At 64.5% G+C, this 25,201-nt stretch carries 26 protein-coding genes; 5 read left to right on the plus strand and 21 right to left on the minus strand.

Going from position 1 to position 25,201, the window contains the following annotated elements; all coding sequences use genetic code 11:
• Nucleotides 1-143 precede the first annotated feature (143 nt).
• The 5 genes from NKI79_RS13695 to NKI79_RS13715 form a co-directional block, all read right to left on the minus strand.
• The gene (locus NKI79_RS13695) at nucleotides 144-1,082 is read right to left on the minus strand and encodes an ABC transporter substrate-binding protein (RefSeq protein ID WP_352802115.1); all 939 of its coding nucleotides are present in this window, start codon (nucleotides 1,080-1,082) and stop codon (nucleotides 144-146) included.
• An 86-nt stretch (nucleotides 1,083-1,168) separates the two neighbouring features.
• Nucleotides 1,169-2,146: an ABC transporter permease subunit gene (locus NKI79_RS13700; protein WP_502894194.1), complete on the minus strand. Its 978-nt coding sequence runs from the start codon at nucleotides 2,144-2,146 to the stop codon at nucleotides 1,169-1,171.
• Nucleotides 2,147-2,166: 20 nt separating this feature from the next.
• Nucleotides 2,167-3,711: a sugar ABC transporter ATP-binding protein gene (locus NKI79_RS13705; RefSeq protein ID WP_352802117.1), complete on the minus strand. Its 1,545-nt coding sequence runs from the start codon at nucleotides 3,709-3,711 to the stop codon at nucleotides 2,167-2,169.
• Nucleotides 3,708-5,087, minus strand: coding sequence for an FGGY-family carbohydrate kinase (locus NKI79_RS13710; RefSeq protein ID WP_352802119.1), 1,380 nt, complete (start codon nucleotides 5,085-5,087; stop codon nucleotides 3,708-3,710). Before NKI79_RS13710 ends, NKI79_RS13705 begins: the two co-directional genes overlap by 4 nt.
• Entirely contained in the window at nucleotides 5,084-5,866 is a 783-nt protein-coding gene (locus NKI79_RS13715) for a DeoR/GlpR family DNA-binding transcription regulator (RefSeq protein WP_254817809.1), read from the minus strand. The genes NKI79_RS13710 and NKI79_RS13715 overlap by 4 nt, the downstream gene beginning before the upstream one ends.
• A 226-nt stretch (nucleotides 5,867-6,092) precedes the next feature.
• Between NKI79_RS13715 and NKI79_RS13720 the strand changes: the two genes are divergently transcribed.
• Genes NKI79_RS13720 through NKI79_RS13730 form a run of 3 tightly spaced genes read left to right on the plus strand, consistent with a single transcriptional unit; the run spans nucleotide 6,093 to nucleotide 9,272 of the window.
• A complete protein-coding gene (locus NKI79_RS13720; RefSeq protein ID WP_352802121.1) occupies nucleotides 6,093-7,136 on the plus strand; it encodes a class II aldolase/adducin family protein in 1,044 nt (347 codons plus the stop codon).
• A 1-nt stretch (nucleotide 7,137) separates the two neighbouring features.
• A complete protein-coding gene (locus NKI79_RS13725; RefSeq protein ID WP_352802123.1) occupies nucleotides 7,138-8,424 on the plus strand; it encodes an FGGY-family carbohydrate kinase in 1,287 nt (428 codons plus the stop codon).
• Complete coding sequence (locus NKI79_RS13730; protein WP_352802124.1) at nucleotides 8,421-9,272, plus strand: TIGR01459 family HAD-type hydrolase; 852 nt, start codon at nucleotides 8,421-8,423, stop codon at nucleotides 9,270-9,272. Before NKI79_RS13725 ends, NKI79_RS13730 begins: the two co-directional genes overlap by 4 nt.
• A gap of 20 nt (nucleotides 9,273-9,292) precedes the next feature.
• Here NKI79_RS13730 and NKI79_RS13735 read toward each other — a convergent pair whose 3' ends face one another.
• The 6 genes from NKI79_RS13735 to tesB form a co-directional block, all read right to left on the minus strand.
• A complete protein-coding gene (locus tag NKI79_RS13735) occupies nucleotides 9,293-10,099 on the minus strand; it encodes an exodeoxyribonuclease III (protein WP_352802126.1) in 807 nt (268 codons plus the stop codon).
• A gap of 134 nt (nucleotides 10,100-10,233) precedes the next feature.
• Nucleotides 10,234-10,917 carry an outer membrane lipoprotein carrier protein LolA gene (locus tag NKI79_RS13740; RefSeq protein ID WP_254817814.1) on the minus strand — a complete coding sequence of 228 codons (684 nt, stop codon included), beginning with the start codon at nucleotides 10,915-10,917 and terminating at the stop codon, nucleotides 10,234-10,236.
• 133 nt (nucleotides 10,918-11,050) lie between these two features.
• Nucleotides 11,051-13,705, minus strand: a complete 2,655-nt coding sequence (locus NKI79_RS13745; RefSeq protein WP_352802127.1) for an FtsK/SpoIIIE family DNA translocase — start codon at nucleotides 13,703-13,705, stop codon at nucleotides 11,051-11,053.
• A 340-nt stretch (nucleotides 13,706-14,045) separates the two neighbouring features.
• Nucleotides 14,046-15,368, minus strand: a complete 1,323-nt coding sequence (locus NKI79_RS13750; protein ID WP_254818068.1) for an ammonium transporter — start codon at nucleotides 15,366-15,368, stop codon at nucleotides 14,046-14,048.
• A gap of 49 nt (nucleotides 15,369-15,417) precedes the next feature.
• Complete coding sequence (locus NKI79_RS13755; protein ID WP_023679755.1) at nucleotides 15,418-15,756, minus strand: P-II family nitrogen regulator; 339 nt, start codon at nucleotides 15,754-15,756, stop codon at nucleotides 15,418-15,420.
• Nucleotides 15,757-15,976: 220 nt separating this feature from the next.
• Nucleotides 15,977-16,852, minus strand: a complete 876-nt coding sequence (gene tesB / locus NKI79_RS13760; protein WP_352691683.1) for an acyl-CoA thioesterase II — start codon at nucleotides 16,850-16,852, stop codon at nucleotides 15,977-15,979.
• Between the two features lie 100 nt (nucleotides 16,853-16,952).
• On the opposite strand from tesB, the gene NKI79_RS13765 reads away from it, so the two are divergent.
• On the plus strand, nucleotides 16,953-18,197 hold the full coding sequence (locus NKI79_RS13765) for a ubiquinone biosynthesis hydroxylase (protein WP_352802364.1): 1,245 nt from the start codon (nucleotides 16,953-16,955) through the stop codon (nucleotides 18,195-18,197).
• A 34-nt stretch (nucleotides 18,198-18,231) separates the two neighbouring features.
• On the opposite strand, the gene NKI79_RS13770 is transcribed toward NKI79_RS13765, so the two are convergent.
• The 4 genes from NKI79_RS13770 to NKI79_RS13785 all read right to left on the minus strand — a co-directional run bounded on the left by NKI79_RS13770 (nucleotide 18,232) and on the right by NKI79_RS13785 (nucleotide 19,478).
• Nucleotides 18,232-18,447 (minus strand): hypothetical protein, encoded by a 216-nt coding sequence (locus NKI79_RS13770; protein ID WP_352802128.1) that lies wholly within the window; start codon nucleotides 18,445-18,447, stop codon nucleotides 18,232-18,234.
• A 4-nt stretch (nucleotides 18,448-18,451) separates the two neighbouring features.
• The gene (locus tag NKI79_RS13775) at nucleotides 18,452-18,757 is read right to left on the minus strand and encodes a hypothetical protein (RefSeq protein WP_352802129.1); all 306 of its coding nucleotides are present in this window, start codon (nucleotides 18,755-18,757) and stop codon (nucleotides 18,452-18,454) included.
• A 143-nt stretch (nucleotides 18,758-18,900) separates the two neighbouring features.
• A complete protein-coding gene (locus NKI79_RS13780; protein ID WP_352479974.1) occupies nucleotides 18,901-19,257 on the minus strand; it encodes a YciI family protein in 357 nt (118 codons plus the stop codon).
• A gap of 2 nt (nucleotides 19,258-19,259) precedes the next feature.
• Complete coding sequence (locus NKI79_RS13785) at nucleotides 19,260-19,478, minus strand: hypothetical protein (RefSeq protein ID WP_352802130.1); 219 nt, start codon at nucleotides 19,476-19,478, stop codon at nucleotides 19,260-19,262.
• 222 nt (nucleotides 19,479-19,700) lie between these two features.
• Here NKI79_RS13785 and NKI79_RS13790 point away from each other — a divergent pair, with 222 nt between their 5' ends.
• A complete protein-coding gene (locus NKI79_RS13790; RefSeq protein ID WP_254817821.1) occupies nucleotides 19,701-20,126 on the plus strand; it encodes an OsmC family protein in 426 nt (141 codons plus the stop codon).
• A gap of 309 nt (nucleotides 20,127-20,435) precedes the next feature.
• On the opposite strand, the gene NKI79_RS13795 is transcribed toward NKI79_RS13790, so the two are convergent.
• The 6 genes from NKI79_RS13795 to sdhC all read right to left on the minus strand — a co-directional run bounded on the left by NKI79_RS13795 (nucleotide 20,436) and on the right by sdhC (nucleotide 25,191).
• Nucleotides 20,436-21,074 carry a YceH family protein gene (locus NKI79_RS13795; protein ID WP_352479972.1) on the minus strand — a complete coding sequence of 213 codons (639 nt, stop codon included), beginning with the start codon at nucleotides 21,072-21,074 and terminating at the stop codon, nucleotides 20,436-20,438.
• A 239-nt stretch (nucleotides 21,075-21,313) separates the two neighbouring features.
• Nucleotides 21,314-22,093: a succinate dehydrogenase iron-sulfur subunit gene (locus NKI79_RS13800; protein ID WP_352802133.1), complete on the minus strand. Its 780-nt coding sequence runs from the start codon at nucleotides 22,091-22,093 to the stop codon at nucleotides 21,314-21,316.
• Nucleotides 22,093-22,530: a DUF3052 family protein gene (locus NKI79_RS13805; protein ID WP_352479734.1), complete on the minus strand. Its 438-nt coding sequence runs from the start codon at nucleotides 22,528-22,530 to the stop codon at nucleotides 22,093-22,095. Before NKI79_RS13805 ends, NKI79_RS13800 begins: the two co-directional genes overlap by 1 nt.
• Before the next feature lie 2 nt (nucleotides 22,531-22,532).
• Entirely contained in the window at nucleotides 22,533-24,371 is a 1,839-nt protein-coding gene (gene sdhA / locus NKI79_RS13810; RefSeq protein WP_352802135.1) for a succinate dehydrogenase flavoprotein subunit, read from the minus strand.
• A gap of 3 nt (nucleotides 24,372-24,374) precedes the next feature.
• On the minus strand, nucleotides 24,375-24,770 hold the full coding sequence (sdhD, locus tag NKI79_RS13815) for a succinate dehydrogenase, hydrophobic membrane anchor protein (RefSeq protein ID WP_352802137.1): 396 nt from the start codon (nucleotides 24,768-24,770) through the stop codon (nucleotides 24,375-24,377).
• 1 nt (nucleotide 24,771) lies between these two features.
• Nucleotides 24,772-25,191 carry a succinate dehydrogenase, cytochrome b556 subunit gene (gene sdhC / locus NKI79_RS13820; protein WP_292663224.1) on the minus strand — a complete coding sequence of 140 codons (420 nt, stop codon included), beginning with the start codon at nucleotides 25,189-25,191 and terminating at the stop codon, nucleotides 24,772-24,774.
• Nucleotides 25,192-25,201: the final 10 nt, after the last annotated feature.

A 25,201-nucleotide genomic window follows, 5' to 3' on the forward strand; every position in this document is an offset into this window, starting at 1 on the left:
CATTGATTGTATGCGGTGGCCCCATTTTTTGGGCGCGGGTATTCCCCGGCGCCGCGCCCCCTCGCCAAAAGCGGTTTTTGCAAACCCTTCCCCCCTAAAAACGGGGGCGGCCGGTCCCCCCGCCCCCACCAGGCTTGGGAGGCTTAGCGAGCTGCGGTCCAGCCCTTGTAATCCTTCAAATTGTCGGCCGTGATCAGCTTCGGGTCGAGCAGTACCGTCGGCTCGGCCGGCTTCTTGCCAGCAAGCAGGTCAGCCGCCATCGTCAGCGACTGACCGGCCATCACATAGGGATCCTGCGAGGCCGAGGCTTTGATCATCGACGTGCCGGAAGCGAGTTCCTTCTCGATATCGGGCGCGCCGTCGACCGCGGTGAAGATGAACTCCGAGCGGTTGAGCTGCTTGGCCGCAAGCTGGGCGCCGATCGCCGTCGGATCGTTGATGGCGAAGACCGCGTCGATCTTGTCGAAACGGGTCAGCAGCGACTGGAACACTTTCAGGCCGCCGTCACGCGAGCCTTCGGCGTTCTGGTCGTCGGAAAGGATCTTGATGTCGGGGTGTTTTGCCAGCACGTCCTTGCAGCCCTTGACCCGCTCCAGGATCGATGACGAGGCCGGGCCGTTGAGGATGACGTAGTCGCCCTTGCCGCCGGTATGATCGACCAGATATTGGCACGCCTCTTCGCCGGCCTTGACGTTGTTGGTCATCACGGTGACGTCGGCGCCCGGCGCCGAAACGTCGAAGGCGGCAACGACGATGCCGGCCGCCTGTGCCTTCTTGACCGCCGGCGCGATCGCCTTGGCATCGACGGCGTTGAGCATGATGACGTCGACACCGGCGGCGATGAAGGAATCGACCTGCGAAACCTGCTTGTTGAGGTCGTAGTCGGCCGATACCGAGGTCACCTGCACATTCGGATTGATCTTCTTGGCCGCGTCCTCGATGCCCTTGATGGTGGCGACGAAGAACGGATTGCCGAGCAGGCCGACCGAGATGCCGACCTTGTTCAGGTCCTTGGCCGATGCCGGCGCGATGACGGCGGCCGCAAAGGCTGCGCCGCAGAGCAGTTTAGCGATGGTCTTCATTGTTTTATTTTCCTCCTGATGCCCCGCGCCTCTCACGGTGCGTTACACATGAAACCGGCTCGTTGGATGCCGGCGACTAAGGGCCATCACGTTCTTGCTCCTGCCTGGAGCCGGTAACGGTCGAGGGCGACCGCCACGATGATGACCAATCCCTTGATGATGTACTGCCAGATGTCCGAAACACCGGCGAGGATGAGCCCGTTGGACAGCACGGCGATGATCAGGCCGCCGATCAGCGTGCCCCAGATCGAGCCGACGCCGCCGACGAAACTGGTGCCGCCGAGGATGACCGCGGCAATCGCGTCGAGTTCGTAGGACTGGCCGAGCTGCAGCCCGTTGGCGGCATAGAGCCGGGCCGCCGACATAGCGCCGCCAAGCCCGGCCAGAAGGCCGGAAACGCCATAGACGAAGAGCAGCACCAGCGGCACCTTGATGCCGGTCAGCCTGGCGGCCTCGGCGTTACCACCGACGGCATAGATCCAGGTGCCGAGCACGGTGCGCTTGAGCACCAGCCAAGACAGCACCACGACCGCCAGCGCGATGATTACCAGCCACGGAATGCCGAACAGCGAACCGTTGCCGATGAAGTCGAACGGCAGGTCTGCGTTGAACACCGTAGTGTCCTGGCCAAGCAGGCGGGCGACGCCGCGCACGGCGGTCAGCGATCCCAGCGTGACGATGAAGGGCGGCAGCTTGATGTAGGCGATCAGCAGCCCGTTGATGACGCCGAAGCCGAGCCCGACGAGAATGGCCGCCGGCACGCCCAGCAGTCCCCAATCGGGCACCAGCGACACCATCACCGCCACCATCGCCGAGGCAGCAAGGATCGAGCCGACGGACAGGTCGATGCCGCCGGTCAGGATGACGAAGGTCATGCCGGCCGCCAGCACGATGTTGATCGACGATTGCTGCATGACGATCAGCAGATTGGTCTGGGTGAAAAAGCGCGGGTTGATGAACTGGAAGCCGACCGCCAGCAGAATCAGGATCGGCAGCATGCCGAGTGCGGCGATGGCGGTGCGCCACCTCGTACTTCTGCCGATCGCCCGGTCGTCCGCTTTCATCGTGTCGGCCACCTTGTCGGTCATCGCTGAGCCGCTCCCGTTGCAAGTTCCATGATCGCTTCCTGCCGCAGCGGCTCGCCCTCCAACGCCGTCACCTCGCCGGCAATGGTGCCGTCGCGCATCACCAGCACGCGGTCGGCGATGCCGATCACCTCCGGCAGTTCGCTGGAGATCATCAGGATGGCGATGCCTTTCTTGGCCAGGTTGTCGATCAGCCGGTAGATTTCCGACTTCGCCCCGACATCGACGCCGCGGGTCGGCTCGTCGAGGATGACGACTTGCGGCTCGGTTTCCAGCAGGCGGGCGAGCAGCACCTTCTGCTGGTTGCCACCCGACAGCGAACCGGCATTGGCCTGCACCGAGCTGGTGCGGATGGAGAGGTCTGACACCGCCTTGGCGGCGCGCTTTTCGGCAGCCGCGAAGTCGCGCAGACCGCCGGCCTTCGCGTCCTTTGCCAGCACGCCCATGCTGATGTTGTCGGAGATCGACATGTCGAGAAACAGGCCAAGTTGCTTGCGGTCCTCGGTCAGGTAGGCGATGCCGGCATCGAGCGCCTCGCTCGGCGAACCGATGGATATCGGTTTGCCGCCGAGCTCCAGCGTGCCCGAGATGTGCCTGTCGGCGCCGAAGATCAGCCGTGCCAGTTCGGTCCGGCCCGAGCCGACCAGGCCGGCCAGTGCCAGCACCTCGCCTTTGTGGAGGTCGAAGGAACAATTCTTTATGAGATTGCCGTCCGACATGCCGCGCACCGACAGCGCGACGGCGCGCTTGCTGTCCGGCGGGCGATGATCCTTCTTGTAGAAGGTCGACAGATCGCGCCCGACCATCATCGATACCAGGCGCGAGGCGTTCAGGTCGGCGCGGTCGAGCGTGCCGACATAGCCGCTGTCGCGCAGCACGCTGACGCGGTCGGCGAGCTGGTAAACCTCTTCCATGCGGTGGCTGATGTAGATGATGGCGATGCCTTGCGACTTCAGCGTCGCGATCACCTCGAACAGCCGGTCGGTCTCACGCGAGGTCAGCGACGTGGTTGGCTCGTCCATGACGATGATGCGCGCATTGGTCGACAGCGCCCGGGCGATTTCCACCAGCTGGCGCTCGCCGAGCGACAGGCTGGTGACCGGGGTGCGCGCCGAAAAGGCCACGCCGAGCCGCGCGATGATCTCGCTGGCGCGCCGGTTGCACTGCTCGCGGTCGACGATGCCGAACCGTCTTGGCTCGTTGCCGAGGAAGATGTTCTGCGCCACCGACAGATTGGGCGCCAGCGACAGCTCCTGATAGATGACCGCAATGCCGGCGGCGCGCGCCTTAATCGGGTCGCCGGTGGCGGCCGGTACGCCGTCGATCAGGATTTCGCCGCCGGGGTCCGGGCGGTAGGCGCCGGACAGCACCTTCATCAGCGTCGACTTGCCGGCACCGTTCTCGCCCATCAACGCGTGCAGCTCGCCGGCGTGAACGGTCAGCGACACATCATGCAAGGCGCGGATCGCCCCGAACGTCTTCGAGATGTGGCGCATCTCCAGCACCGGCTGGCGCACCGTCTCGATCCGGGCGGCGGCGCTCATCGTGCACCTCCCGAGGCCGCCCTGGCCACGCCCCGGTCGGCGGCAAGGCCGCGCCAGTCGTTGCGGTAGCCGGCAAGGCCGCTGAAGCTTGCCGCGTGCACCGCCTCCGGCGCCTCGGTGGCAAACTCGCGTCCGACGCTTTCAAAGGCAAGTGCGGCGGCGCCGGTGGCGCTGCCCTCCAGCGTTGCGCCCTGCAGGAAGGCCTGCCCAGGCCGCAATTGCGCCAGCAGCGCGGCAAGCAGCCCGCCATTGTTCAGGCCGCCATCGACGATCACCGTATTGTCCGAATGGATCAGCTCGAGACATAGATCGAGCATCAGCGCGACGTAGAGCAGCGCCACGGCCGCGCGTTCCTCGGCATTGGGCGTACGCCCGACCAGTTCGCCTCGGCGGTGCGGCATCGGGCCGCCGGGCGCGAAGCTCGGCAGCGCCATGATGCCGGCGTCGATCACCCGTTGTACCGATGACGGCGCAATTGCGCCCTGCCAGCCGGCGCTGATCGTGGCGAATTCGCGGCCGCCCATGAAGCGGATGGTCGGCACCGGGCCGCCGTCGACATCGACATTGACCAGCATGTCGCGCTCGCCATCGAGTGCATCGAGCGGACAGTCGGGATTGAGCACGACCACCCAGGTGCCGGTCGAGACCACGGTCACCGGCCCGAGCTGCTGTCGGCGGTAGGCATGGAGCGCAGCATTGCTGTCATGGACGCCGTTGTGGACGGCGACCGGCTTGGCGGCCCGGCTGAAGCGCTGCTCGCCGATCACCGCGCCGGCACGCTCGAAGGCGGGCATCTGGCCGCGCCAGCCCTCGGCATCGACCAGCGAGCTGAAATCGCGTTTGCGCGGCGCCCATAGATGCGAATGGCAGCCGAGATAGGAGACCTCCGACACCGGCCGGCCGCCAAATCGCCAGCTCCAATATTGGGAGTAGCCGAGGATCGACGTCGCTGTGGCGAAGGCACCGGGCTCCACCTCCTTCAGCCACAACATGTGGCGGCCGTAGTTGAAGCCAAGCGGCAGGCGCGGCGAAAAGGTCTCGGCAAAATCCGGAATGCGGCGGTCGATCTGCGCGGCGATTTCAGCTGGCGGTTCCTGCTCGTAATCGAGGATCGGATGCGTCAGCGCGGCTTCGTCGATCAACGCGAAGGTGCAGCCATGGCCGGATACCATCAGCCCTTCCACGCCATGCGTATCGACGGCGTCATCAATGGCGCGAGCCGCCCAGTCGTGCAGCGTTGCCTCGTCGAGGACGCTGAAGCGGCCTTTGCGGATCCAGCTCGGCTGGGTGCGGCGCTCGTCTAGGATCTGTCCGTTCTGGGCGAAGACGAACAGCTTCGAATTGGTCTTGCCGAAATCGAGGACCGCGATGTTCACTGGGCGCCTCCTGAGGAAGCGGCGATCCTCACCGTGACGCCGGCATCTTCGAGCATGCGGGCATCTGTCTCGGACAGGCCGTCATCGGTGACCAGCGTGCCGATCCGCGACAGCGGCAGCGCCACATTGCGCGCGTGGATCGACAGTTTTCGGCTGTCGGCCAGCACGACGATCTGGTCGGCGCAGAGGCTGAGCTCGACGATCGAGCGGACCAGCAGCGGGTGTGATTCCAGAAGGCCTTCCTGGCCGATGCCTTGCGCGCCGAGAAAAAACTTCGAGGCGTAGAACGGCACCGTCTGCGTCAGCGAATGGATGATGCCCGGCTCGCGGTGAAGGTCGCCGCCGGCAACCGTCAGACTGCAATGGCCGTGATCGCTGAGATAGGCCGCGAGCGGCATCGAGTTGGTGTAAAGCCGGATATTGCGGTCGGCGAGCTTGACGCCGAGATGGAAGCAGGTCGAACCGCCATGCACGATGACCGCGTCGCCGTCGCGCACCATGGTGGCGGCGAGAGCCGCGATCTGCCGCTTGGCCTCGACGGCAAGGTCGCGGTTCTCGTCATAGGGCCTGGCATAGGCGACGCCGGCTTGCGAAGCGCCATCGAGCGCCGAGATGCCGCCATAGACCTTGCGCGCTTCGCCGGCCTCATCGATCTTGTCGATGTCGCGCCGCACCGTCGCCGCCGACACGCCAAGCCGCTCCTGCAGCTCGCGCACCGATGCGAAAGGCCGGTCCCGCAAAAGCTCGACGATCTGACGCTGGCGGCCGGAGTCGCTCAACCCTTACCTCCCAATGCGCTTGCCTCCCAAGCCACTGCACGGCATTGCCATTTTGCACGGCAATTGGTGCAACTTACTCAACGGCCCTCGGATTGCAAGTCTGATTTGACGCGATAACATCACTGTTGACGTAACTTACTCGCATCTGCGATACCAGCGTCGGTCTTCGTCCCGGCGACAGGGCGTCCAAAGCCGTGGCCACGCGGCCGGTTTGTGGAGGATTTCGATGACGATCAGTGCGGATGCGCAGGAATTGGCAGCGCTGCGGTCGCTTTCCGCCGAGATCGGCAGCGACCCGCATCTGACCCAGGCCGCCGGCGGCAACACCTCGCTAAAAGCCGGTGACACGCTCTGGATCAAGGCCTCCGGCACCTGGCTGAAGGACGCGCTCACCGCGGACATCATGGTGCCGGTCAGCATTCCGCCATTGCTCGACGCCATCGAACGACGCGAGCCGACCGCCGAACAGCCACAGGCCTTCGCTATCGGCGCCCTCAATCCGTGCGGCTTGCGCCCCTCGATCGAGACCACCGTACATGCGCTGATGCCGCAGCGCATCGTTCTGCATGTCCACTGCGTCGAGACCATTTCGCTGGCCGTGCAGGCCGACTGCGAGGCCGAGGCCGCCAGGCGGCTCGACGGCCACCAATGGGCGTATGTTCCCTATCGCCGGCCGGGACTGCCGCTCGCCCAGGGCATCGCCGAGCGCCTTCGGCCAGGCGTGGATATCCTGATCCTCGGCAACCACGGCCTGGTCGTTGCAGCCGACACCGTCGCTGAGGCAGGCATGCTGCTGCGCAGCGTAACCCGGCTGTTGTCACGGCCGCCGCGCCAGGTAACTGAGCCGGACACCGCGGCATTGATGGCGCGCGCCGGCGACAGCGACTACAGATTGCCGGCGGATGTCGAGGCGCACGCGGTGGCGATCGACCCCGAAAGCTGCCGCATGGCTTCGGGTGGCAGCCTCTACCCCGACCACGTCATCTTTCTCGGCAAGGGCTCGGTCGTGGCGAGACCGGGCGAGGGTGTGAAGCGCGTCATCGAGCGCTGCGGCGCCGCACCCGCGGCGATCCTGTTTCCCGGGCTCGGGGTGCTGATGCGCGGCGACGCGGGTGCCGGTGCCGACGCCATGCAGCGCTGCCTCGCCGACGTGACAGCGCGGGTCGATGTCGCGGCGAAGCTTAATTATCTGACAGCGGCAGAGAATGACGAACTGATCAACTGGGACGCCGAAAAATATCGCCAGAAACTCAATGCCGGAGGCAGCTGACATGCCGCATTCGTCTGGCCCGCTTGCCATCGGCATCGACATCGGTACATCCGGCGCGCGCGCCGTCGCCATGCGCCCGGACTTTTCCATTGCCGCGCATTCCGCTATTGCCCTCGAGCGATTTGGGCTGAACGGCCGCGACCCCGCCATCTGGTGGGAGGCCGTCGGCGCGACGCTGGCGGAACTGCTCAAATGTATCGATCGCGCGGCAGTGCGCTCGATCGCCGTCGACGGAACGTCGGGCACGCTGCTGCCGGTCGACGGCGCCGGGCGACCGCTGGCCGAACCGCTGATGTACAACGACAAGGTCGCTGACGACACTATTCTGACTGAAATAGCCCGCGCGGCACCGGCAACGAGCGCTGCACTCGGGGCGACGTCCGGTCTCGCCAAGGCGCTGTCTTTCCAGCACCTGCCCGGCGTCGCCGCTGTGCTGCACCAGGCCGACTGGATCGCCGGACAGTTCTCCGGCCGCTTCGATGGCAGCGACGAAAACAACGCATTGAAAACCGGCTACGATGTCGAAACCCGCCGCTGGCCGGACTGGATCGCGGCCACCGGAATGCGCATGGAATTGCTGCCTGGCGTCGTGCGGCCGGGCGATGTCACGGGTACGCTCACCGCCAGCGCCGCGAAAATGTTCGGCCTGTCGCGTGACGTGGTCGTGGTCGCCGGCACCACCGATGGCTGTGCGTCGTTCCTGGCAACCGGCGCGACGGCGGCGGGCGACGGCGTCACTGCGCTCGGCTCATCGCTGACCATCAAGATTCTCTCCGACCGGCCGATCTCGGCGCCGCAATTCGGCATCTACAGCCATCGTCTGGGTGACACCTACCTGGCAGGCGGCGCCTCGAACTCCGGCGGCAAGGTTCTGGCCCAGCATTTCCCCGTCGCCCGCATTGTCGAACTCAGCAAAAAAATCGACCCGGCGACCGAGACCGGTCTCGACTATTACCCGCTGCCGGCGCCGGGCGAACGCTTCCCCATAGCCGATCCGGCCTTGCCGCCGCGCCTCGAGCCGCGGCCCGCCGACGACGCCGATTATTTGAAAGCGATGCTCGAGGGTATTGCGGCGATCGAAGCGCTCGGCTATCGCCGACTTGCCGAACTCGGCGCACCCCGGCTGACATCGGTCAGGAGCGTCGGCGGCGGAGCGGCCAATCCGGCCTGGACGGCAATCCGGCAGCGCAAGCTTGGCGTCGCTCTCGTGCCGGCTCTTTCGGAGGAGGCCGCCGCCGGCACGGCGCGGCTGGCGCTGATGGGCGCTAGGGCAGCGGGGCTTTTATGACGGCCAAGGCAATTCAGCACCTCGACGGCATCGCCGCGCTGGCCGAGCACTATCAGGTATTCCTGCTCGACCAATTTGGTGTGCTGCACGACGGCACCAGCGCCTATCCAGGCGCTGTCGAGGCCTTGTCGGCACTCAAGCGTGCCGGCAAGACCATCGTGCTGATCTCGAATTCCGGCAAGCGGGCGCAACCCAATGAGCGCCGCCTGCTGAAGCTCGGCTTCGAACCGGGAAGCTGGGATCACTTTGTCTCATCCGGCGAGGTGGCGTGGCGCTCCTTCCATCAAATGGCGGCATCCGGAGCCCTGCGCCCGCAGACAAAATGCCTGCTGATCCGCCGCGACAATGACCGTTCGGCTGTTGACGGCCTGCCCTTCGTGCTGGCCAAGGACGGCGACGATGCCGAACTGGTGCTGATTTCCGCCAGCGAGGGCGATCGCTACGACCTCGACCACTATCGCCGGCTTCTTGGTCCGGCGGCCGCGCGCCGGGTGCCATGCTTCTGCACCAATCCCGACAAGATCATGCTGACTGCCGTCGGCCCTCGCTTCGGCGCCGGCCGGCTCGCCGATCTCTATGAGAGCCTCGGCGGCAGCGTGGCGCGCATCGGCAAGCCCAATCCGCAGATATTCGAGGCAGCGCTGGCACTGGCGGGTCACCCGGAGCGCGACAGCGTGGTCTGCGTCGGCGACAGCGTCGAGCACGACATCGCCGGCGGCAACGGCGTCGGCGTCGCGACGACGCTGGTCCTATCGGGCATATTGGCGGGGGCGCCTGACCTGGACGACGTTTTCGCCGCGCTCAACGCCCGTCCCGACTACATCGCGGATAGCTTCAGGTTTCGTTGAGTTGTTAAGGCGAGATAAAGCTAATCGAGGTTGAAACACCCGATCACCGGCACGTGGTCCGAGGGTCGTTCCCAGCCGCGTGCCGGCCGCAGGATTTCATAGCCGGCAAAATGCGGCACCAGGTTTGGCGACGACCAGATATGGTCGAGGCGGCGGCCGCGATTTGAGGCCTGCCAATCCTGGGCGCGATAGCTCCACCAGGTGTAGAGTTTCTCCTCGTAAGGCACATTGAGCCGCATCAGGTCGACCCAGTTGCCGGAGAGCCGCATCGCCTCGAAATTTTCCGTCTCGACCGGCGTATGGCTGACGACGTTGAGGAGCTGCTTGTGCGACCAGACATCGTGCTCGAGCGGCGCGATGTTGAGGTCGCCGACCAGGATCGAGCCGGAGTGCTCGTCATGCTCGGCCCGCACGGCGTTCATCTCGGCAACGAAATCGAGCTTGTGTTTGAACTTTCGGTTGACGGCCGGGTCGGGCTCATCGCCGCCGGCCGGAACGTAGAAATTGTGCAGCAGGATCGTTTTGCCGCCGGCCTTGACGGTGACCGACAGATGCCGGCTGTCGTCGATCTCGCAGAAGCGGCGCTTTTCGACCACCTCGATCGGGCGGCGCGCTATGGTCGCAACGCCGTGATAGCCCTTCTGGCCATGGAAGGCGATGTGCTCGTAGCCGAGCTTGCGGAACGCCTTCTCCGGAAACAATTCGTCCGGAACCTTGGTTTCCTGCAGGCAGAGCACGTCCGGCGCCTGCTCGACCAGCAGGCGCTCGACGATCGGCATGCGCAGTCGAACGGAGTTGATGTTCCAGGTAGCGACGGAAAACGGCATGTGGGGTTCCGGACAACGCAAGATCCGCCGGATGGCTCCGACGGAAGTCAATCGCGGAAACTACTGCCAGCCGCGCACCGCAAAAACAAGCCGCCCGCACCAACGCGCAAAAGCCATCCCGCAGCAGTAGAAAGTTACCGCGTCTTGGTGTTCAGCTCGCGGTTCGCCGTATAATCGATGGCGAAGGTGTCGGGGGCGAAGCTGACGCCCTCCTTGGTGTTGAAGATCATCACCGTTGTGTCCTTGCCTTGCGCATCGGTGATGGTCCACTGCCGCAATTCATAGGATTTCGGATCGAACATCATGGTGATCTTCGAATTGCCGAACACCGATTTGTCGGCAAGCTGGATGGTGGTGAGATCGTTTTCTTCCTTGACGCTTCTGACGCGTCCGCCCGAGAGATCGATCTTGTCGTCGAGCAGCAGCTTCAGCGGCGTCTTCGACAGCGGATAGAGGTCGGAGGTCCGCAGTTTCTTGTTGAGGATGACCACCGACTTGCCGTCGGAAATCACCCTGAAATTCGAGGCGCCGTCATAATTGAAGCGGATCTTGCCCGGCCGTTCCAGAAAGAACTTGCCGCCGGTCTGCTCGCCCTTGGGCCCGAACTGCACGAACTCGCCGCTCATCGATTTGACCGAGGAGAAATGATCGGCGATCTTCTGCGCCGTCGCCGGAACCGCTGCTTGCGCCGACGCCAGCAGCTGGAAGCCGGGCACGACATTGGCGGCCGCCGCACCGGCCAGGACCAGACCGAGGCCGAGCACCTGCCGGCGGGTTGGGGCGAAATCCCTTTTGGGGGCGAGAGTTGCGTTTTTCATGCCGGTCACCATCATCTGATTGCTTGCTCGTTATATTGGTCTGGCCCCCCAGTTGGGCTTAAGTTTGGCGGGCCGCACGGCGCTCATCGTTGCAACGCGCCAAAAGGTTCAAAGTTGCCGGCGCGGATGTGCTCTAGAACTTGTCGTCCTCCGTCGGCACCAGGATTTCGCGTTTTCCGGCATGGTTGGCCGGGCCGACAATGCCTTCCTTCTCCATCTTCTCGATGATCGAGGCGGCGCGGTTGTAGCCAATGCCGAGCCGGCGCTGGATGTAGCTGGTCGAGGCCTTGCCGTCGCGCAGCACCACCGCAACCGCCTGGTCGTAGGGATCGTCGGAATCCTCGAAATTACCGCCGTCGCCGCCGCCACTGCCTTTGCCCGTCGGCTCGTCGTCATCCTTGTCGTCGTCCTCGGTGATGGCGTCGAGATATTCCGGCACGCCCTGCAGCTTCAGATGCGCGACGATCTTCTCCACCTCGTCGTCGGAGACGAAGGGACCGTGCACGCGCTGGATGCGGCCGCCGCCGGCCATGTAGAGCATATCGCCCATGCCGAGCAGCTGTTCGGCGCCCTGCTCGCCCAGGATGGTGCGGCTGTCGATCTTCGATGTCACCTGGAACGAGATACGGGTCGGGAAATTCGCCTTGATGGTGCCGGTGATGACGTCGACCGACGGCCGCTGCGTTGCCATAATGACATGGATGCCGGCGGCGCGCGCCATCTGCGCCAGGCGCTGCACCGCGCCTTCGATGTCCTTGCCGGCGACCATCATCAAATCGGCCATCTCGTCGATGATGACGACGATGTAGGGCATCGGCTCCAGGTCGAGGTTCTCCGTCTCGTAGATCGCTTCGCCGGTCTGGCGGTCGAAGCCGGTCTGCACGGTGCGGGAGATCCTTTCGCCCTTTTTCTCGGCCTGCTGCACGCGGGCGTTGAAACCGTCGATGTTGCGAACGCCGACCTTCGACATCTTGCGGTAGCGGTCCTCCATCTCGCGCACGGTCCATTTCAGCGCCACCACCGCCTTCTTCGGATCGGTGACCACCGGCGTCAGAAGATGCGGGATGCCGTCATAGACCGAGAGTTCCAGCATCTTTGGATCGATCATGATCAGCCGGCAGTCCTGCGGCGTCAGCCGATAGAGCAGCGACAGGATCATGGTGTTGATGGCGACGGACTTGCCCGAGCCGGTGGTGCCGGCGACCAGCACGTGCGGCATTTTGGCGATGTCGACGATCACCGCCTCGCCATTGATGGTCTTGCCCAGCGCCAGCGCCAGCTTGGCCTTGGTGGTCTCGAAATCGCGGCTGGCCATGATCTCGCGCAAATAGACGGTCTCGCGCCTGGCGTTCGGCAATTCGATGCCGATGGCATTGCGGCCCGGCACCACGGCGACACGGCAGGCGATGGCGCTCATCGAGCGGGCGATGTCGTCGGACAGGCCGATGACCCGCGACGATTTGATGCCGGGCGCCGGTTCCAACTCGTAGAGCGTGACGACCGGACCCGGACGCACATGGATGATTTCGCCTTTGACGCCGAAATCCTCCAGCACGCCCTCGAGCAGGCGGGCGTTCTGCTCCAGCGCGTCCTTGGACAGGCTTGCGTCGCGCACCACGTTCTTCGGTTCCGACAGGAAATGCAGCGACGGCATCTCGAATTTCTCCGAGCCGATCAGCGACGTCTGCGCCTCGCGCTGGACGCGGGCGCCTGGTGCCGGCCCCGGCGCCGGCGCCGCGACGCGCGTCGCCGCGGCGGAGCGGAAGTTCTGCACCTTTGCCGTCGGCGCGGCGCGGCGCTGGCCGGCCGGCTCGGGCGCGAAATCCATGTCGTCATTGTCGTCGTTGTCGAAGACGTCGGCATCGTCGGGGTCGATCGAGGCACTGCGGTCGTTGACCATGGCGGCGAAGAATTCCGGCTCGACGCGGGCGCGCCCGCCCGGGCTCATCCGCGCCTCGGCGAACTCGGCCGATTCGACCCGTTCGGCCGCCCGCCGCCAAGCGCTGGGGCGCGGTTCCATCTCCGGTTCGAAATCGTCGCGCTCGCGCCGACGCGCGGCGCGGCGGCGCAGGTAGGCCCGCAGCGACAGCCACCAGTGGGTGATGGCGCCAAGCGCCAATATGCCTTCGTCGCCCTCGTCCTCTTCATTGTCGAAAAGCAGGTCGTCCTGCGGATCGGGCACTGCAGGCTGTTCGAGGACGGCAAAGCCGTTCTTGCGCGAAATCAGCGCCGAGCCATACAAGAATACCCACAGCGCCGGCGCTGCCAGGAGCACGGCGAGCACGCTGGCGACGAGGCCGGTCGGATAGCCGCCGATGATGAGGCCTGGAATATTGAGCACCATATCGCCGAATACGCCGCCGAGGCCGGTCGGCAGCGGCCAGGTCTTGGGCGGCACCACGCAGCCGGCAATTGCCGCGCCAAGCAGCGAAAACGCGAACCAGGCCAGCGCCCGTTTCGGCAGCCTGTCGACGCCGCGCGCGGTAAACAGCAGAAATCCCCAGATCACCGCCGGCACCAGCGCCGCAACGGCGGCAAGCCCGAAGAACTGCATGGCGATGTCGGAAAAGACGGCGCCCGCATAACCCATTGCATTGGTGACGATATTATCGGTGGCGTGCGAAAAGCTCGGATCGGCGACGTTCCAGGTGGCAAGGGCGGCGACGCCGAAGCCAACCAGAGCAAACAGCCCGGCACCGACCAGCCGCCCGACCTGGCGCCTCGCGAACGCCCGGATGCCGTGCCCCGTATCGGCCAGCGCAAGCGGTGCTGAAGCCCCTGAACGCATGCTCTTCCTCGTCTGTCGTTGCCCGGCCGGGCGCGGACGCGCAACACGGCAGATTCGGCTGTCAGACTAGCGGCGGGAAGGTTAAGGGCGCATTAACCATGGGCAATCTGCGTCACCGGAACGGGCGACCGCCACCACAGTTCGGAACCGCTGCGGCCGATGTTTCACGCCGCCGGCGGATCGAGCACCTTGATCAAGCGACCGCGATCGAGCCATCACGGCCATCCGCGCGCAAAAAAGAGGCCCGGAAGGTTTCCGGGCCTCAAGGCGTGAGTCCTTTCGGGAGCGTCACGACGGGATCTTCCCGGCACCGGCAAAACGCCGATGCCGGCCAATGCCTTTACGCCACCACTTCGCCGTGCTGGCTGATGTCGAGGCCTTCGACCTCTTCCTGGGTGGAAGGACGCAGGCCGACCAGCGCCTTGACGATGTAGAGGATCACGAAACTCGCGATCGCCGTCCACAGGATGGTGAAGACGATACCGTAGAGCTGCTTGCCGACGGAGGCGCCTGAGCCGAGGCTGTTGATCGCCGGATCGGCGAGCACGCCGGTCAGCAATGCGCCGATGATGCCGCCGATGCCGTGCACGCCGAATGCATCGAGCGAGTCGTCATAGCCGAACGCGTGCTTGAGCTTGACGGCCGAGACGTAGCACAGCACGCCGGCGACGATGCCGACGATGAAGGCGCCGGTCGGATTGACGAAGCCGGAAGCCGGCGTCACCGCGACCAGGCCAGCGACGGCGCCCGAGATGATGCCGAGAACGCTCGGCTTCTTGGCGACGATCCATTCGGCGAACATCCAGGCGAGCGCCGCAGCGGCAGCGGCAACCTGGGTGTTCAGCATCGCGGCACCGGCAAGGCCGTCGGCGGCCAGTTCCGAACCGGCGTTGAAGCCGAACCAGCCGACCCACAGCAGCGAAGCACCGATTACGGAGTAGACGAGGTTGTGCGGCGCCATGTTGGTGGTGCCGTAGCCTTCACGCTTGCCGAGAACCAGCGCGCAGACCAGGCCGGCAACACCGGCATTGATATGAACGACAGTGCCGCCGGCGAAATCGAGAACGCCGGCTGTGCCGAGGAAGCCGCCGCCCCACACCCAGTGCGCGATCGGGGCATAGACCACCAGCAGCCACGCCCCCATGAAGATGAGCAGCGCCGAGAACTTCATGCGTTCGGCGAAGGCGCCGGCAATCAGCGCCGGCGTGATGATGGCGAAGGTCATCTGGAACATCGAGAAGACGAACTCAGGGATGTTCGCCACGCCCGGCAGCCACAGCGACGAGGTGGTGATGCCGTTGTGGAAGAACTTCGAGAAGCCGCCGAGATAGGCATTCATGCCGCCGCCATCCGAGAAGGCCAGCGAGTAGCCGAACATGAACCACAGCACCGTCACCAGGCAGGTGATGGCAAAGCTCTGCATGATGGTGGCGAGCACGTTCTTCTTGCGCACCATGCCGCCATAAAACAGCGCCAGGCCCGGTATGGTCATCATCAGCACCAGCGCCGTCGAGGTCAGCATCCAAGCGGTGTTGCCGGTGTCGAGCGCGGGCGCTGGGGCAGCCGGTGCTGCCGGTGCCGCTTCCTGCGCGAACGCAGCAACCGTGCCCAGTGCAGCGAGAGCGAGCGAGCCCAAAACGGCCGCGCGTCCCGTTATCTTCAAGGTGGAAGGAATATTCATTGAACTCTCCATTGGAATACGTATCGGCGGCTCAAAGCGCGTCGGTGTCTGTTTCGCCGGTGCGAATGCGCACCGCCTGGTCGATGCCGAAAACGAAGATCTTGCCGTCGCCGATCTGGCCGGTCTTGGCCGCGGCGGTGATGGCCTCGACGGCCTTGTCGACCATGTCGACAGCGACCGCGACTTCGATCTTGATCTTCGGCAGGAAGCTGACCGCGTATTCCGCCCCGCGATAGATTTCCGTGTGCCCCTTCTGGCGTCCGTAGCCTTTTACTTCGGTGACGGTCAGGCCCTGGATGCCGACCGCGGTGAGCGCCTCGCGCACCTCGTCGAGCTTGAACGGCTTTATGATTGCCATCACGATCTTCATAAGGTTTCACCCTTTGCTGTTGCGGGTCCCCGCGTTTTGCACGACTTCGCCGATCCCCATGAGAGCCGGAGAGTGCCCGCTAGGATTCAAGCTCCGTGCCAATTGCCGAAGCAGGGTGTTAAGCTCTTGTTAAACAACGAAATCGGGAAGGTTTGCCGACTGCCTGTTCACAGTCGCGGCAGTGCATATGATTAAAAAATAGGCAAATTTCGAAAAATGCCTACTCCGCAGGCGGCCGCTTCAGCCGGATGAGTCCTTCTTGGGCAACCGAGGCGATCAACGTGCCGTCGCGCGCAAACAGCGAGCCGCGGGTAAAGCCTCGCGATCCTTGCGTCGACGGGCTGTCTTGCGTGTACAGCATCCAGTCGTCGAGCGGGTGGCTGCGGTGGAACCACATGGCATGGTCGAGGCTGGCCGCCTGGATATCGCGATCGAAAATGGCGCGGCCATGGGCAAAGGTCGAGGTGTCGAGCAGCGTCATGTCGGAGAGGTAAGCGAGCACGGCCGCCTGCGTGGCGCGGTCGGCCGGCACCGGGCCGGTGGTGCGGATCCAGATGTTCTGCTTCGGCTCGAGCTTTTCCCGGCTGGTATAATGCTTCAGCATCACCGGCTTCATCTCGATCGGCCGGTCGCGCTCCCAATAGCGCTTGATGCCCTCGGGCACCGCTTCGCCGAACTTGCCCAGCAACTCGCGTTGCGACAGCAACGTGTCGGGCGCCGGCACGTCCTGCGGCATCGGCACCTGATGTTCCAGGCCGACCTCATCCTGCTGGAACGAGGCTTCCAGCGAAAAGATCGCCTGGCCGTGCTGGATAGCGACGACGCGGCGCGTGGTGAAGGAGCCGCCGTCACGGATGCGGTCGACCTCGTAGATGATCGGCACCTTGGTGTCGCCCGGCCGCATGAAATAGCCATGCAGCGAATGCACATGGCGCTCGGGCTCGACCGTTCGCTGCGCGGCGACCAGCGCCTGGGCGATGGTCTGGCCGCCGAAGATGCGCTGCCAGTCGAGCTTGGGGCTGCGACCACGATACAGGTTGTGTTCCAGCTGCTCGAGGTCGAGAATGCCGAGAAGCTCGTCCATGGCTGCCGTCATCTTGACCTCGCCGCAAAATTACCATGGCGGTTTCCGACAGGAACAGCGGGCAGTCAAGGGCGGAAAGCCCGGCGACGGTCAGGCTGCGAAAGGAATTGCCATGGTGGACCGCAAGAATTCGCTCGACGTTCTTGTCGCCGGCGCCGGCTATGTCGGCCTGGCCGCCGCCGTATCGCTGAAGCAGGCGCGGCCGAGCCTTGCCGTTGCCGTCGTCGATGCAGCACCCGCCGGGGTCTGGCGGAAGGACGGCCGCGCCTCGGCGATTGCCGCCGCCGCGTGCCGCATGCTCGACCAGCTCGGCGTCTGGAACGAGATCGCGCCGGAGGCGCAGGCGATCACCGAAATGATCGTCACCGATTCGCGCACATCCGATCCGGTCCGCCCGGTGTTCCTCACTTTCGATGGCGAGGTCGCGCCCGGCGAACCCTTCGCGCATATGGTCGCCAACAAGGATTTGAACGGCGCCTTGCGCCGGCGCGCCGAACAACTCGGCATCGGCATCATCGAAGGCGTCGCCGTCAGCGCCTTCGACATCAACGGTGCCGGCATCACCGTGCATCTTGCCGATGGCGCGACGCTGAAAGCGCGGCTGCTGGTCGCCGCCGACGGCGTCAACTCGAAGCTGCGCGACATGGCCGGCATCAAGACGGTGAAATGGGAGTATGGGCAGTCCGGCATCGTCTGCACGGTGGCGCATGAGCGGCCGCACAACGGCCGCGCCGAAGAGCATTTCCTTCCCGCAGGCCCGTTTGCCACGCTGCCGCTCAAGCCGGGCAAGGACGGCACCAACCGCTCGTCGATCGTCTGGGTCGAACGGTCGCAGGATGCCGACAAGCTGGTCAGTGGCGACACCCTGGTCCTGGAATATGAGCTCGAGCAGCGCTTTGGCCTGAAACTCGGCGAAATCCATATCGCCGACAAGCCGCGTGCCTGGCCGCTTGGGCTGATCATTGCGCGCGCCTTCGTCGCGCCGCGCATCGCCTTGGCCGGCGACGCCGCCCACGGCATCCACCCGATCGCCGGCCAGGGCCTGAATCTCGGCTTCAAGGACGTGGCGGCGCTGGCCGAAGTGGTGGTTGAGGCCGACCGGCTCGGCCAGGACATCGGCGCGCTGGACGTGCTTGAGCGCTACCAGCAATGGCGGCGTTTCGACACGGTGCAGATGGGCATCACCACCGATGTGCTGAACCGGCTGTTTTCCAACGATTTCGGCCCGCTGCGCACTTTGCGCGACATCGGCCTCGGCCTTGTCCAGCGCATGCCGCGGCTGAAGGGGTTCTTCATCCGCCAGGCGTCGGGTCTGTCCGGCGACACGCCGAAACTGTTGAAGGGTGAGGCGATCTAGGCCCGGCAAGCGCGCGCGTTTTACTGGCGTTCGGTCAGTTGACCTCAAAGCCTAGCTTCTGGCGCAGCCGGAGCATGCGCTGGTCGGGAATCGGCAGGTTTTGTCCACCAGCTTCCGCCGCACGGCTGACCATTCGCAGCAGATCGTTCCTTTCAGCTGCGTCGAGCCGTTCGCGCAGGAACGGTGCCAGCTTGTCGATGACGACCGTGGCGTCGTCGATTTGCGATGCCGCCCATTTGGCGTAGATCACGGCTTCACCGGTCTGCTTTTTGTCCGCGATCCGAGATCACCGATCGAATGTCGGCTTCGCGTTGCGGCAGCACAGGACCATGCTCGGAAACAATCGCGGTGATCAGCGTCGCGGCGGCGACGACCGGATCGTCGATCGCCGTCAGCGGCGAGAGCGCCGCCTGCTTGCGCAGCTTCTTGCGGCGGATATTGCCCTGGACGCGGCCAACGACGTCGGCAACCTCACGCGCCGCGTCGTTCATGATCTTCAGCCGGTACCACCAGAACGCCGCTGCGCCCAGCAGGCCGATTGCAGCAATCAATATATGCATACCCCAAGATCCCCAATCTCGGGCGACGATAGGAAAAGTATTGCTTCGCTTCAACACGCAAAAGTTGCATCGATCGAAGAAAACGAAAGCCTGCGCCAGTCATCGGCCGCCATCACTGTGCCAAGGATCCTATCGGGACATCCCTACGACCCCGGTACGTTGTAGATCGCCCGCACCTCGATCGTGCCGATTTCGGCCAGCGGGATTCCGCCGGCGATCTCCAGCGCCTCGTCGAGATCCCCGGCCTCGATCATGACGAAACCGAGCAACTGCTCCTTGGTCTCGGCGAAGGGGCCGTCAGTGACCAGCCGCTTGCCCTGGCGCCGGCGCACGGTCTTCGATGTCTTCACCGATTGCAGCGCCTGCGCGATGATCAGGCGGCCGCTTTGCGCCACCGACCTGTCATAGGCCAGCGAATCGGCGTCGAGCTTGGCCAGCCTCGCAGGCGTCATTGCGTAGAGATCTTTTTCTTCACCGTAGACCAGGCAAACGTATCTCATCTTTACCTCCATTCCTGAGTTGGACCGTAGGACGAGGCTACGGAAACATTGGCCGGGCCTTTGGTCGCTGCATAATCGAGAAAGGACACCGCAATGCCGATAATGGCAATCGCCGCAAGCAGCCGGCCGAAGCCGGAGGGCGGCAGGCGCGACCAGTCGGCTTGTTGTTCACCGGCCATGTGGCTGGTGCTTGTCCAGTGAGCAGAAAACAGATTGTTCATGTGGTCCTCCATCCGGCCACCAATTCCATGGCCGCCCGCAGGACGGCCGGGACAGATGGAAGTCGACATTTTTGCACGCGTATTTTTTCAATTTTTTTTCGCTCGAACATGGTGTGTCACGCTGCCGCCGATACGAAAGCGTGGGTGGCCTTCGCTCCGGCGCGCGCTATAGTCGACCGGACGCCGACTACGGGCTCAATCACGACAATCAAGGAGGAATTGATGGACCGCACCGCCAACGCCGTTTGGAAAGGCAGTTTCAAGGAAGGCAAAGGCACGCTCGATACCCAGAGCGGGACGCTGAAAGGCACGCCCTATTCTGCCAAGATGCGTTTCGAGGACGAGAGCGGCAAATCCGGCACCAACCCGGAAGAGCTGATCGCCGCCGCCCATGCCGGCTGCTTTGCCATGCAACTTGCGCATCTTCTTGCCGAGAACGGCACTCCGGCTACCGAGCTCGACGCCAAGGCCGTGGTGACACTGGTCCCCGGCACCGGCATCACCGGCAGCGCGATCACGCTGGTCGGCAAGGTACCGGGCATCGATGCCGCCAAATTCCAGGAACTAGCCGAAAAAGCCAAGGGCGGATGCCCGGTCTCGAAGGCGCTCGGCGCCATCAAGGTATCGCTCGACGCCAGACTTGGCTGACGGGCGAGGTTCGGGGCAATCGCTTCAGACAGATGGACCCAATTGTCTTGGACGCCAATTGTTGAAGCGGACGCTGGCCCTCATTGCCCTGCCGGGCATTTCTCCCCGTATAGTTACGGGGAGAAAGAAGCTGGCCGCAGCCGCGGCACCCTTCTTGCAACGCTAACTATTGGGCGAAACCATCGATGAGAGCGTCCTCTCCCCGTCACCATCCGGGGAGAGGTCGCCGGTAGGGGCAGCGCTAGCCGATCGAAAGCGGCAACGAACATGTCACCTTGGGGGCGCTGTCCGCCAACGTCTCGAAAATCCTTATCGCCCATCGCCGGTCAGCGCATCGAGGCGGGCGCGCAATGCGGCGACCTCCTCCTCGAGGGCCTGCACGCGCGTCTCCAGATCCGAGGCCGGCGAGGACGATTGCAGGGGCGCTGCTGCAGTCGACAGTTGCACCGGCCCGCTGAGCAGATGGACATAGCGATCCTCGCGCTGGCCTGGGCCGCGATCGATCTGCTGCACTAGCGGCGGCCTTCGGCCGATCAGCAGATCGAGATTGCCGCGAAGCTCGTCGATCGACGGCAACCGCGCCAGGCGCTCGCTTCGCGCCAGCAATTCATAGGCCGTCTGCGGGCCGCGCAGCAACAACAGGCCGAGCAGCGCGATCTGCGCCGAGGTCAGGGAAAAGCGCTGCGCCACGACATGCTCATAGCGCTCGACGCGCGACGCGAACACCTGCCTGACGAGGCCCTTCTGCTCGAGCTGGCCAAGCGCCCGTCTGACCTCGGCAAGCTCGACCGACATTACCGGCTCGCGCGCCGTTTTCTGGTTGGCCGCCGCATGTGCCGCATTGAGCGTCAGCGGATAGACGTCCGGCGTCAGTTCCTTCTTCTCGATCAGGCAGCCGAGGACGCGCGCTTCGATGGGAGAGAGGATGGGAAGGTCGGAGTCGGTCATTAGATCGGCTATCCTTCTGAGGCCGGAGGGACAGCACCCCCCTCTGTCCTGCCGGACATCTCCCCCGCAAGGGGGGAGATCGGCAGCTTCAACGCTGTGCGTCCATTCTTGCAATGGTGGAGATTAGCGAAAGCCAAGATGACGGCCAATCTCCCCCCTTGCGGGGGAGATGTCCGGCAGGACAGAAGGGGGCGCGAAGGATCGCTACGGACAACACGATCGGCAAAGCCGATCACCCCCTATACCCGTCGCTCCACCATCATTTTCTTGATCTCGGCGATCGCCTTGGCCGGGTTGAGCCCCTTGGGGCAGGTCTGGGCGCAGTTCATGATGGTGTGGCAGCGATAGAGCCGGAACGGGTCTTCGAGATTGTCGAGCCGCTCGCCCGTCGCCTCGTCCCTGGAATCGATCAGCCAGCGATAGGCCTGCAGAAGCGTCGCCGGGCCGAGATAGCGATCGCCGTTCCACCAGTAGCTCGGGCAGGAGGTCGAGCAGCAGGCGCACAATATGCACTCGTACAGCCCGTCGAGCTTTTCGCGGTCCTCGTGGCTTTGCAGCCATTCCTTGGCCGGCTCGGGCGACACCGTCTTCAGCCACGGCTCGATCGAGGCGTGCTGGGCGTAGAAATTGGTGAGGTCGGGCACCAGGTCCTTGACCACTTGCATGTGCGGCAGCGGATAGACCTTGACCGCGCCGGAAATGTCGTCGCAGCCCTTGGTGCAGGCGAGCGTGTTCGACCCGTCGATGTTCATGGCGCAGGACCCGCAAATGCCTTCGCGGCAGGAGCGGCGCAGCGTCAGCGTCGGGTCGATCTTGTTCTTGATCCAGAGCAGCGCGTCGAGCACCATCGGCCCGCAATCGTCCATGTCGACGAAATATGTATCCATGCGCGGGTTCTCGTCATCGTCCGGCGACCAGCGGTAGATGCGGTATTCGCGCAGATTGGTGGCACCCTCCGGCTTCGGCCAGGTTTTTCCGGCCATGATCTTCGAGTTTTTCGGAAGCGTCAGTTCGACCATTACCTCAGGTCCTTTCGGATGACGAGCTTCAGCCCGGACCAGATCTCGTTCACGGCGGCGACCTTGACGTCGACGAGGTCGAGCTTCAGCGCCTCGGCGCGGATAACGTCCTCGGTGACGTCGGTCGGCACTTTCGACGCCTTTTTCGGCCAGGACACCCAGACCATGCCGTCGCGCTTGATCGCCGCTTCGACATCGGCGAGACGGTCCTCGATCTCTGCACGCTGTCTGGTGAAGGCGTGAACGGCATCGTATTTCAATGCAGCGTTTGAAATCTTCGACCAGTCGGCCAGCCGGTCGACATGGGCGAAATCGACGGCCTCGGCCAGATCGTCGAGTTCAGGCGGCAAGGCGATGAAGGCGGCAATCATCCCGTCCTTCAGGCCGAGCTTGGCCGGAAGGGGCGTGCCGGAATATCCTGCAACCGCCAGCGCCACCATCAATACACCCTGGCCTTCGGCGCAATCTTGGCCGGATTGATGCCGCCATCTGCCTCCTTGAGCAGCGTCTCGGTGTGCACCGGCCGGTAGCTGAGCGCCACCTCGCCGGCCTCGTTGAGCCGGGCCAGCGTATGCTTGCGCCAGTTGGCGTCGTCGCGGGCCGAAAAGTCCTCCCGCGCGTGCGCGCCGCGGCTTTCCTTGCGCGCCTCGGCGCCGTAGACGGTGGTGATGGCGTTGGCCATCAGATTTTCCAGCTCCAGCGTCTCGACCAGGTCGGAGTTCCAGATCATCGAGCGGTCAAACACCTTGACGTCCTTGAGCTCGCCCCAAAGCTGCGAAATGCGCCTGCAGCCGCTTTCCAGCGATTCCTGGGTGCGGAACACCGCCGCGTCCTCCTGCATCGCCTTCTGCATTTTTTCGCGCAAAACCGCTGTCGGCGTCGAGCCGTTGGCGTGACGCAGCCGGTCGAAGCGGTCCATGATCTTTTCGACGGCGGCCTCGTTGGGCGAAGGGATCGCCGATGTCCGGTCGATCACCTGGCCGGCCCGGATTGCCGCCGCACGGCCGAACACCACCAGGTCGATCAGCGAGTTCGAGCCCAGCCGGTTGGCGCCGTGCACCGAGGCGCAGCCGGCCTCGCCGACCGCCATCAGCCCGGGCGACACCTGGTCCGGGTTCAAGGCAGTAGGGTTGAGCACTTCGCCCCAGTAATTGGTCGGCACGCCGCCCATATTGTAATGGACCGTCGGCAGCACCGGGATCGGCTCCTTGGTCAGGTCGACGCCGGCAAAGATCTTTGCCGATTCCGAAATACCCGGGAGCCTCTCGTGCAGAACGGCCGGGTCGAGATGGTCGAGGTGCAGGAAGATATGATCCTTGTTCGGGCCGACGCCGCGGCCCTCCCTGATCTCCAGCGTCATACAGCGCGAGACCACGTCGCGCGAAGCCAGATCCTTGGCTGACGGCGCGTAGCGTTCCATGAAGCGCTCGCCCTCGGAATTGACGAGATAGCCGCCCTCACCGCGCGCGCCCTCGGTGATCAGGCAGCCGGCGCCGTAGATGCCCGTCGGGTGGAACTGCACGAATTCCATGTCCTGCAGCGGCAGCCCTGCGCGTGCGGCCATGCCGCCGCCATCGCCGGTGCAGGTATGCGCCGAGGTGGCCGAGAAATAAGCGCGGCCATAGCCGCCGGTCGCCAGCACCACCATTTTCGCCGAAAAGCGGTGGATGGTGCCGTCGTCGAGGTTCCAGGCGACGACGCCGGTGCAGGTGCCGTCCGGCTCCATGATCAGGTCGAGCGCGAAATACTCGATGAAGAACTGCGCATTGTGCTTCAGCGACTGGCCGTAGAGCGTGTGCAGCATGGCGTGGCCGGTGCGGTCGGCGGCCGCGCAGGTGCGCTGCACCGGCGGCCCCTCGCCGAAATTCATCATCATGCCGCCGAACGGCCGCTGGTAGATTTTCCCGTCCTCGGTGCGGCTGAAGGGGACGCCGTAATGCTCGAGCTCGTAGACTGCCGCCGGCGCTTCGCGCACCATGTATTCCTGCGCGTCGGTGTCGCCCAGCCAATCCGAGCCTTTGACGGTATCGAAGAGATGCCACTGCCAGTTGTCGGGACCCATATTGGCGAGCGAGGCGGCAATGCCGCCCTGCGCCGCAACCGTATGCGAGCGCGTCGGGAACACCTTGGTGATGCAGGCGGTGCGCAGGCCCTGCTCGGCCATGCCAAGCGTGGCCCGCAGGCCGGCGCCGCCGGCGCCGACGACCACGACGTCGAATTTGTGGTCGACATAGCTATAGGCGGAAGCCGTGTTGGCGTTCTTCGCGTCCTTGGCCAAAACTCAGCCTCCAAATGCCAGTTTAAGCAGGGCGAAGACCGAAGCGACGCCGACGACTACGGGAAAGAATGTGTTGAGGGCGAGCAGCGCCAGCCTGGCGCCTTCGCCATGCACATAGTCTTCGATGATTGCCTGCATGCCGAGCCGCATGTGGTAGAGCACCGACAGCAGCACCAGCGCCAGCACCAGTGCCACGAACGGATTGGCAAGTGCGGCGCGCACCTCGACATAGCTGGCGCCGTTGAGTGCGATCAGGAAGCCGACGAAGAACAGGACCAGCGGGATGTTGGAGATCGCCGTCAGCCGCTGGCGCCAGAAATGGCCGGTGCCCTCGCGGGCGGAACCGAGGCCGCGGACCTTGGCCAGCGGCGTGCGCATGTCGGTGTTTTTGCCGCTCATGTCAGGCTCCCCGGGCCATGTAGCCGGCGATCCAGATCAGCAGCGTCAGCGTGACCGAGCCGGCCAGCGTCGCCCAGGCGATCCTCGACGCGGTATGCTTTTCCAGCCCTGCCCCAGTGTCCCAGATCAGATGGCGCACACCGCCCAGCATGTGGTGCATCAGCGCCCAGCTGTAGCCGAACAGCACCAGCCTTCCCAGCCACGAGCCGAAGGCCCAGTTGACGGCATTGAAGGTCGCCTCCGAACTCGCCGCCGCCATCAGCCACAGCGCGACCAGCAGCGTGCCGAAATAGAGCGCCCCGCCGGTGATGCGGTGGACGATCGACATCGTCATGGTGATCGGCGGCCGATAGACGGTCAGGTGCGGCGAAAGCGGCCGTTCACGTCTGGCAAATTCGCGGGTGGCTGGTGATTTGCTCATGGCTCCCCCA

Source organism: Mesorhizobium sp. M0340, assembly GCF_040321535.1.
Classification (GTDB): domain Bacteria; phylum Pseudomonadota; class Alphaproteobacteria; order Rhizobiales; family Rhizobiaceae; genus Mesorhizobium.

Excerpts from the sequence above, each read along its gene's own strand:
- NKI79_RS13695 (WP_352802115.1), bottom strand. The coding sequence starts at position 1,082 with ATGAAGACCATCGCTAAACTGCTCTGCGGCGCAGCCTTTGCGGCCGCC.
- NKI79_RS13725 (WP_352802123.1), top strand. The coding sequence starts at position 7,138 with ATGCCGCATTCGTCTGGCCCGCTTGCCATCGGCATCGACATCGGTACA.
- NKI79_RS13790 (WP_254817821.1), top strand. The coding sequence starts at position 19,701 with ATGGACCGCACCGCCAACGCCGTTTGGAAAGGCAGTTTCAAGGAAGGC.
- sdhC (WP_292663224.1), bottom strand. The coding sequence starts at position 25,191 with ATGAGCAAATCACCAGCCACCCGCGAATTTGCCAGACGTGAACGGCCG.
- NKI79_RS13705 (WP_352802117.1), bottom strand. The coding sequence starts at position 3,711 with ATGAGCGCCGCCGCCCGGATCGAGACGGTGCGCCAGCCGGTGCTGGAG.
- NKI79_RS13765 (WP_352802364.1), top strand. The coding sequence starts at position 16,953 with ATGGTGGACCGCAAGAATTCGCTCGACGTTCTTGTCGCCGGCGCCGGC.
- NKI79_RS13800 (WP_352802133.1), bottom strand. The coding sequence starts at position 22,093 with ATGGTCGAACTGACGCTTCCGAAAAACTCGAAGATCATGGCCGGAAAA.
- NKI79_RS13740 (WP_254817814.1), bottom strand. The coding sequence starts at position 10,917 with ATGAAAAACGCAACTCTCGCCCCCAAAAGGGATTTCGCCCCAACCCGC.
- NKI79_RS13775 (WP_352802129.1), bottom strand. The coding sequence starts at position 18,757 with ATGCATATATTGATTGCTGCAATCGGCCTGCTGGGCGCAGCGGCGTTC.
- NKI79_RS13720 (WP_352802121.1), top strand. The coding sequence starts at position 6,093 with ATGACGATCAGTGCGGATGCGCAGGAATTGGCAGCGCTGCGGTCGCTT.
- NKI79_RS13785 (WP_352802130.1), bottom strand. The coding sequence starts at position 19,478 with ATGAACAATCTGTTTTCTGCTCACTGGACAAGCACCAGCCACATGGCC.
- NKI79_RS13700 (WP_502894194.1), bottom strand. The coding sequence starts at position 2,146 with ATGAAAGCGGACGACCGGGCGATCGGCAGAAGTACGAGGTGGCGCACC.
- NKI79_RS13730 (WP_352802124.1), top strand. The coding sequence starts at position 8,421 with ATGACGGCCAAGGCAATTCAGCACCTCGACGGCATCGCCGCGCTGGCC.
- NKI79_RS13745 (WP_352802127.1), bottom strand. The coding sequence starts at position 13,705 with ATGCGTTCAGGGGCTTCAGCACCGCTTGCGCTGGCCGATACGGGGCAC.
- tesB (WP_352691683.1), bottom strand. The coding sequence starts at position 16,852 with ATGACGGCAGCCATGGACGAGCTTCTCGGCATTCTCGACCTCGAGCAG.
- NKI79_RS13780 (WP_352479974.1), bottom strand. The coding sequence starts at position 19,257 with ATGAGATACGTTTGCCTGGTCTACGGTGAAGAAAAAGATCTCTACGCA.
- NKI79_RS13735 (WP_352802126.1), bottom strand. The coding sequence starts at position 10,099 with ATGCCGTTTTCCGTCGCTACCTGGAACATCAACTCCGTTCGACTGCGC.
- sdhD (WP_352802137.1), bottom strand. The coding sequence starts at position 24,770 with ATGAGCGGCAAAAACACCGACATGCGCACGCCGCTGGCCAAGGTCCGC.
- NKI79_RS13755 (WP_023679755.1), bottom strand. The coding sequence starts at position 15,756 with ATGAAGATCGTGATGGCAATCATAAAGCCGTTCAAGCTCGACGAGGTG.
- NKI79_RS13795 (WP_352479972.1), bottom strand. The coding sequence starts at position 21,074 with ATGACCGACTCCGACCTTCCCATCCTCTCTCCCATCGAAGCGCGCGTC.